The 7,742-nt window shown below is 44.3% G+C and carries 4 protein-coding genes; 1 reads left to right on the top strand and 3 read right to left on the bottom strand.

Annotation, left to right across the window (positions count from 1 at the left end):
* The first annotated feature begins 489 nt into the window (after window positions 1-489).
* Window positions 490-1,506 (top strand): alcohol dehydrogenase AdhP, encoded by a 1,017-nt coding sequence (adhP, locus tag OH459_RS26545; RefSeq protein ID WP_009697531.1) that lies wholly within the window; start codon window positions 490-492, stop codon window positions 1,504-1,506.
* 275 nt (window positions 1,507-1,781) lie between these two features.
* On the opposite strand, the gene OH459_RS26540 is transcribed toward adhP, so the two are convergent.
* The 3 genes from OH459_RS26540 to cadC all read right to left on the bottom strand — a co-directional run bounded on the left by OH459_RS26540 (window position 1,782) and on the right by cadC (window position 7,724).
* Complete coding sequence (locus OH459_RS26540) at window positions 1,782-3,917, bottom strand: lysine decarboxylase CadA (RefSeq protein WP_005481757.1); 2,136 nt, start codon at window positions 3,915-3,917, stop codon at window positions 1,782-1,784.
* A 117-nt stretch (window positions 3,918-4,034) separates the two neighbouring features.
* Window positions 4,035-5,378, bottom strand: coding sequence for a cadaverine/lysine antiporter (gene cadB / locus OH459_RS26535; protein ID WP_005434864.1), 1,344 nt, complete (start codon window positions 5,376-5,378; stop codon window positions 4,035-4,037).
* A gap of 774 nt (window positions 5,379-6,152) precedes the next feature.
* Window positions 6,153-7,724 (bottom strand): lysine decarboxylation/transport transcriptional activator CadC, encoded by a 1,572-nt coding sequence (gene cadC / locus OH459_RS26530; protein ID WP_005451154.1) that lies wholly within the window; start codon window positions 7,722-7,724, stop codon window positions 6,153-6,155.
* Window positions 7,725-7,742 lie beyond the last annotated feature (18 nt).

Raw genomic sequence — 7,742 nt, 5'->3', positions numbered from 1 at the left:
TTTCTAACATTTTCAGCAACTTAGTTGCTCGTCGTTAGGGGTGCGTATCTTACTTCACACCGTGAGAGAGTCAAGCATTTTTTTAAATTCTTTTTTCTCTCTTCCGACTCGCTGTGTGACTTTCGTCTCACTCCGTGTCGGTGGATGCGCAGTATAGGGAGTTGAGAAATTAGCACAAGCGTTTTTTGCAAAAAAACTTTCAACCGAACAAATAACAAACACTTTGTTCAGATATACGGCAAAACAGAGGATCTTTGACGTAATTATTCGATCCTAGAGAGGAGTAAAGTCAGACTTCATTGCAGTCTTCTCGTAGTTTTTCGTCACGTTCTCCTCTTCTTTTCACAGAAATTAAAGGTAAGCCATCTTACCAATAACCAGTTTCGACTATGGTCTACTTAAACAAAAATCGATTTTTGATTCAGATCACTGCACTTCCTTACATATCGATCAAGAATGATTCTCGTTATCATTATTGGAGAGTTATTCATGAAAGCCGCAGTTGTTAGTGAATTTAAAGGTCCGCTTGTTATCAAGGATATTCCTTTACCCAACGTTAAACCTCGTGATGTACTCGTAAAGGTTCATGCATGTGGTGTTTGTCATACTGATCTGCACGCTTGTCATGGCGATTGGCCGGTAAAACCCAAAATGCCTCTGGTACCAGGACATGAAGGTGTGGGTGAAATCGTCGAAGTTGGCAGCGAGATACATCATCTCAAAGCAGGTGATCGTGTTGGTGTTCCTTGGTTGTATAGTGCATGTGGTCATTGCGACTATTGTTTAGAAGGGCAAGAGACGCTGTGTTTAGATCAACATAACGCTGGTTATTCCGTTGATGGCGGTTATGCAGAGTTCTGTCTTGCTCATGGTGAGTACGTCGTGAAGATTCCAGATGGCTTAAGCTATGTGGATGCAGCTCCCCTCTTCTGTGCAGGTGTTACCACTTATAAAGCGCTCAAAGTAACAGATGTAAAACCAGGTCAATGGGTGGCAATTGTCGGTGCAGGTGGTTTAGGTCATTTAGCCATTCAATATGCTGTAGCTATGGGCATGAATGTTATTGCTGTAGATACTGGTGATGAGAAGCTCGCACTCGCTAAAAGTCTAGGTGCGCAACACACCATCGACTTTATGAAAGAGAAACCATCAGAGCGTATTAAGACCATCACTAATGGCGGCGTGCATGGCGTTGTATGTACTGCAGTATCGAAGCCTGCATTCCAAGAGGCTTATCACTCCATACGCCGTGGTGGCGCATGCGTTCTTGTTGGTCTTCCTCCTGAAGAGATGCCAATCCCTATCTTTGATACGGTGCTAAATGGTGTCAAAGTGATTGGCTCTATTGTTGGCACACGCAAAGACTTGCAAGAGTGCTTACAATTCGCAGCAGAAGGAAAAGTAAAAGCCATTACCGAAGTTAAACATCTTGAAGATATCAATGACATCTTTGCTGATATGGAGAAAGGCGAAATTAATGGGCGTATCGTGATGGAGTTTGCCTAGCTTTGGCTGTTGATATCTTTTCTATATAGATAGCAAAAAAAGAGCGGCACTTTCATGCTGCTCTTTTGGTCTTTGCTTTTTACTTGGGGTACTTCAGGTGAAGTCTTGGAAAAGTTATTCTTCTATATAGAAGAAAAGATCAGAGCATCCTTGCCCTTCTCTTTACGACAGAATAGTTAGGGGTATATCTAAATGCCGTTATTGTTCGATAACGCATTGAGCTCGTAAGAGTGGAGCATGCTTGCATTCCCAATAGCGTCATCTTCGAGAGGAACTTAGTTCTTCAATACTTTTACGGTGTAGCTACCATCTTTTTGTTGGTATAGACCGTGGATGTCGGTTTCGAAACCTGGGTAATGCGCACCGATCTCACAAAGCATCTCTAGGAAGTCCAGCACAGGGCGAGACTCTTGAGTCACCATTTCACCAGGAAGTACTAGTGGCACACCTGGAGGGTAAGGAAGGATCATGTTCGCACTTACGCGACCAACCATTTCTTCCAGTTTGATTTCTTCTACGTTACCGCGAAGCTCTTCTTGCCATGCTGCGTGTGGTGTTACTTTCATTTCTGGAAGAACATCGAACGCTTTGTACATTAGCTCTGGTAGGTTGTATTTCTTAGTTAGGTCATGAATTGCTTGTGCTAGTTCTTGAACGCGCATGCCTTCATAAAAGCTTGGATCTTCGTTGTATAGCGAAGGTAGGAAGCTCTTGATGGTTAGGTTCAAGTCGTAGCCACGTTTAAATTCAGTTAGACCGCGTAGCAATTGCATTGCTTTTGATTTGTCGATACCGATTGAGAATAGGAACAACAAGTTGTATGGACCTGTTTTCTCTACCACGATGCCACGCTCGTCTAGGAATTTAGCCACCAGCGAAGCAGGAATACCTGATTCTTCTAGTTCGCCTTCTTTATTCATCCCTGGAGTCAGTAGCGTTACTTTGATTGGGTCAAGATACATGTGGTTATCATCCATGTTCTTGAAGCCGTGCCATGTGTCGCTAGGGTCTAGTTTCCAACATTCTGTGGTATCGATGTTTTCTGGTTGCCATACATCGAAGAACCAACTGTCACTTTCTGCTTCTAGGCGTTTGATCTCTTTACGGAAGCGGATTGCGCGATCGATAGAGTCTTGCATCAACTTCTTACCAGTGTTGCCGCGCATCATTGCCGCTGCAGTTTCAGTAGAAGCAACAATGCCGTACTGAGGTGAAGTTGAAGTGTGCATCATGAATGCTTCGTTGAAAGATTCTTTATCAAAGTCGCCTTTCACGTGAATCATTGAAGCTTGTGAGAACGCTGCCAACAGTTTGTGTGTTGATTGTGTTTCGTAGAACACTTTGCCTGGCATCGCTTCACCACTCATACCGCATTTACCTTCGTAAATTGGGTTGAAGTTAGTGTAAGGAACCCAAGCACTGTCGAAGTGGATGTGTTTACAATCTAGCGACTCTTTGATGAATTGTGTGTTGTACAACAAGCCATCGTAAGTTGAGTTAGTCACTACTGCGTAACTTGGCGCAGTTGCACCTGGTGTTTTCGCCACTTTCTCTGCAATGACATCACGGCTGAATTCACTTTGTGGAATACCACCAAGGATGCCGTATGCGTTACGAGTTGGGCGGAAGTAGATTGGTGTCACGTCGCTCATCATCATTAGGTGAGTCAGAGATTTGTGACAGTTACGGTCAATCAGTACTGTGCTGCCAGCAGGTGCTGAGTACATACCAACGATTTTGTTCGATGTAGACGTACCGTTCGTTACGATGTACGAGCTGTCTGCATTGAATGTACGTGCAATGTATTCTTCTGCATCTTTATGTGGACCTGAGTGGTCTAGTAGAGAACCTAGTTCAGGCATTGAAATTGATACGTCCGCTTTGAATGTGTTTGGACCGTAAAAATCGTAGAAGATGCTACCAGCAGGGCTTTTCTGGAATGCAGTACCGCCCATGTGACCTGGAGTACAGAAGGTGTATTTACCTTCTTCTACGTATTTGAATAGCGCTTTAGTGAATGGAGGCATGATGGCATCTTTGTATGCCTCAGTCGCTTGGTTGATTTTGATAGCGATGTCGTCAGCCATACCTAAAGCGTACTCGAAGAAGCTCACGTTTAGACGTAGGTCTGTTAGTGAAATGTCTAGAGTAGACTGTTCGTTAGCAAATGCGTGAACAGGCAGTTTTTCGTTGATTTGGCTGATACGTTCACATAGCTCAAGTGAGTATTTATCCCAGTCGAACAGCACACCGCAAATGCGTGGGTTCATCTCAATCATTTTGATCAAGTCTTTATCATCTACTGGGTAAACCACTTCGTAGCCCGCTTTCTCAAGAGCAGCGTGAAGTTGACGAACTGGCTCTTCTTTAAAGAACACACCCATGTGGTTCAAGATAGCGAATATATTCATTTGGACATCTCCAAGGCGAATGAGGGCGCTCTTTGCCATTTACAGGCAATGAGTAAGGTGAGCGCCGCGTGAATTTGGGTTTTATGGGCTGGCACCTTAGTGCCAGCGTTTTGGGGATTAGTTGCTTGCTTGGGCTGGCATATCGTCAGCGTGCATTTTCACGTACTGAGCAAGACCTGCTTTTTTGCTGTAGAACATCAAGATAACTAGAGACACAATGAAGGTTGCTGTTAGCGTACCGCCCTCTGCACCTGCTAGTGCGATGAAGCAGAACAGACAAGCCACACCAGAGAACAGCATTACGAAGCCGTTGCGTGTTGTCATACCTTCGAAGCGAATCAAGTTAATGCTTGAGTAGAAGTAAGGCAGCATAGTTAGTAGAACTGCGTCAGTCGTTAGTTGGTTGAACAGGTCTGATGCGTGCGCTGTTTTAGAGCTGAAGAACATCAGTACAACCATCAGTGCAGTCATCTTGATTGACGCAAGGATTAGACCTTTCTTAGGCACACCGTTTTTGTCAGTTTCGCCGTAGATTTTAGGGAAGTTGCCGTCGTTTGCTGCGCGTTTACCTGCTTCACCTACTAGCATCATCCAAGAACCTAGCGAAGTGAAACATGCTAGCGCTGTAAATGCTGATACGAATGGTGCTGTCCAGCTACCGAATAGCTCAGTGGTTGCTAGTGCAAATGGCGCACCTGATGCCGCAACTTCTGACGCTGGGAACATGCCGCTGATCATTTGAGTTGATAGGATGTAAATCACACCTGCGATACCAGTACCCAACATAGTTGCTAGTGGTACGGTACGTTTAGGGTTTTCTACCATACCAGTCGATACCGCTGCTGATTCCACACCTACGAATGACCATAGACAGATAAGAACCGCAGTTACTACCGCGTGGCTGTCAGTGCCTGCTGATACGTTCCAGTTTTGGCTGTAAAGCGCAGTATCGAAGTGCGTCCAACCAAATGCGGCTGTACCAACAACTGGGATAAGGATAAGAACTAGACCAAGCGTACATAGACGGCTTACCCAGCTACCACCAAGTAGGTTGACGAAAGTGAAGATCCATACCGATGCAATCGTCGCAATACCTGCTGGGATTGGGTTATTAAGCACAGGGAAGAATACTGAAAGGTAAGAAACACCTGTAATGGCAATAGCCAGGTTACCGATCCAGTTCGCGTGGTAATAAAGAACGCCCGTTTGGAAACCAAATACCGGAGACACTTCGCCAGCATAAGCGATAGGACCACCTTCTTGTGGGTTTTTGGTTGCCAGACGAGCGTAAACGAACGCCAGACTCAGTGCACCGACCAAACAGATCAGCCAACTGAAGATTGAAACAGAGCCTACAGAGGCAAGACTAGAAGGTAATAGTGCAATACCACTACCCATCATGTTACCGGCTACGACACCCGTACAGGCAATAAGGCCGATTTTTTTCGCATTCGATGACATAACATCTCCAAATCTATTCTACTCGAGTCAACATGACTCAAACTGAATGGTTATTAGCGAGATGCTATGAGGAGGAATCTGCTCGACCTCGCTAAATTTCGAAGTGAAGACTACGCCCAAAAACTGGGAAAAAAATAAACTTGGCGTTATCAATAAAACAATTAGCCCATCGGTATAAAGTTGAGATAAACCTTATAAACACAAAAATATAAAACCAATAAATACAGAAAGTTAGCCCAATAACATCAAACGCTCTTACCGGAAACCTAAAAACATCAACCTCAACAAATTTTCCATCAAGCTTATCAACCTCTATCAACATCAAAAGAAACCATGGCTAATTACCCAAACTGTTGACGCCGCTTTTTCCTACCTTTATTGCTCCGTTGACTTACATCAAACTTCCCTCTTCTTTTCCCCTCATTCTGCATAGATACCAACGTAAGTACACATAAACAACAGTGTGGTTGTGACAGGCAATAAGTACACAAACCAAAGGTAGAGCAATGGGGAAAAAAGGTAGATCTAGCAAAAACTCGATAAGAGCCGCTCATTAAACACAAGCAAAATACAAAGATGGTGAGATAGAAGATAGAAGATAGAAGATAGAAGATAGAAGATAGAAGATAGAAGATAGAATGAAAAGCCTACCCCCCCCCTGTAAAGCAAGCTCTATTCAAAAAGCAAGAAGATAGCGATTTAATAACGTAGAGACAAAAAAGCCCCTCACCGAAGTGAAGGGCTAAGTGTCTCTGATTGATAAAAGAGGGCTTACTACAACATACGAACCACAGAAGGGTGCACTGCTCGATACATGGCGTAATCAATCGCCTTCATATTGCTTGGAAAGACCAAGTTTTCGCACAGCAAATAGGTCTCTACAGATGTATCTATATAGAAGGCTTCACTGTAAGACTCACTTGCCCAATCCAAATCACCATCCAATTCCGCGTGCTTGCCTCTAATGACATAAGACAGAACTGAGTCTCGAACCTCGAGAGCTTGATTCAAATGCTGCTTAGCCAAATCGATGTCACCTGCAATGGTCTCATGCAGCGCTAACGCTTCATAAATACGTGGCTGAATTGGTCCCACCATCATCTTTGAATTGGTTTCCAATTTCTCACTCAACTGCTGAACTCTGCCTTTTCTCAGCTCCAATGCAGGATCAAGCGCCTTTTGCACATGATAGGCAATCAACAGCTCAGCTTGTACATAAGCGTTATCCGGTTCAATCTCGAGAATTCTCTCCATCAAGTCGATACCGTGCTGGAATTGATTCGCATCCGACACATTCAAGTAGTGGTTTGCCTCAACAAACAGCTCCAATGCGTCTGGGTTCATTGGCATACCCGCCACCAGCACCTTGGATTTTAATTTTGCATCTGGCACTTTTAGTGCGCGCATCAAATCTAGAGAGGCTTGCTGCATAACCGACTTCAAATGGCTATTGGTTAACGCGTATTGGCGGCTGAACAAAACCTTTTCGGAGGAGTTATTGCGATATTCCACCTCAAGGAAGCTGCCACCGTCGTTTTCTTTAACACGTACCACCACAGACTTACCCGGTACAATACCAGTAGTAAAGGTCGCCTTTTTCAACATGACTCGATAATCACTGACTTGAGCCACATCTGCCATCAACTTCTGTGCAAACCCGTCGGCTAAGTCATAGCTACGACCTTCTTTGCTGAAGTTATCCTGAAACTTGAATTCGATAAGGTGAGTATCAATGGCTTGTGTAATGCGCACTTCAGATTGCTTATAGGTAAACACCCCCATCACCACGACCAAAATACTGATCCAAATGAAGTTCATGAAACCTAATCGCCAAGGGCTGATTTTATTCGGCTTGCGCGGTGCTTTTTTCTCTTTTGACATCTCGCATACAGCGCGAGTTAACGGACCTGCCGGAAATGCAATCGTAGAAGTTGAGATTTCTGATTGTTCTTCTTCGATTTCTTCTACGATCGGAGCAAGAATCTCTGTATCACAATGACGGCTAGCGAGGAATTCCTCGTGCGTCATCGGCGTCACATTTGCTACCAACTTGTAACCACGTTTAGGCACAGTGATCACGTAGCTGGTGTTTTCTTCTCGACCGTCGCGCAGCAGTTTACGCAGTTCAAAAATGGATTGCGTCACAACTTGGTCAGTCACAATCGCACCCGCCCAAACGTATTGGATCAGCTCTTCGCGGTTGAACACTTCACTAGCGTGCTCTGCAAGAAAATGCAGCAAATTAATTAAGCGTGGCTCAACGGTAACTTCCCTGTCTTGTCGATACAGCTTATTTTCATCAACGCTCAAAACCCAGTCATTGATTTGAAAATAGACTCCAACCATGTATGAAAACTCTCGTAT

This window comes from Vibrio sp. MM46 (assembly GCF_027587135.1).
Taxonomy (GTDB): domain Bacteria; phylum Pseudomonadota; class Gammaproteobacteria; order Enterobacterales; family Vibrionaceae; genus Vibrio; species Vibrio harveyi.
This window is presented reverse-complemented; position numbering and strand designations above follow the sequence as displayed.

Bases quoted from the DNA above. Each gene is read 5' to 3' on its own strand.
- OH459_RS26540 (WP_005481757.1), bottom strand. From the start codon at position 3,917: ATGAATATATTCGCTATCTTGAACCACATGGGTGTGTTCTTTAAAGAA.
- cadB (WP_005434864.1), bottom strand. From the start codon at position 5,378: ATGTCATCGAATGCGAAAAAAATCGGCCTTATTGCCTGTACGGGTGTC.
- cadC (WP_005451154.1), bottom strand. From the start codon at position 7,724: ATGGTTGGAGTCTATTTTCAAATCAATGACTGGGTTTTGAGCGTTGAT.
- adhP (WP_009697531.1), top strand. From the start codon at position 490: ATGAAAGCCGCAGTTGTTAGTGAATTTAAAGGTCCGCTTGTTATCAAG.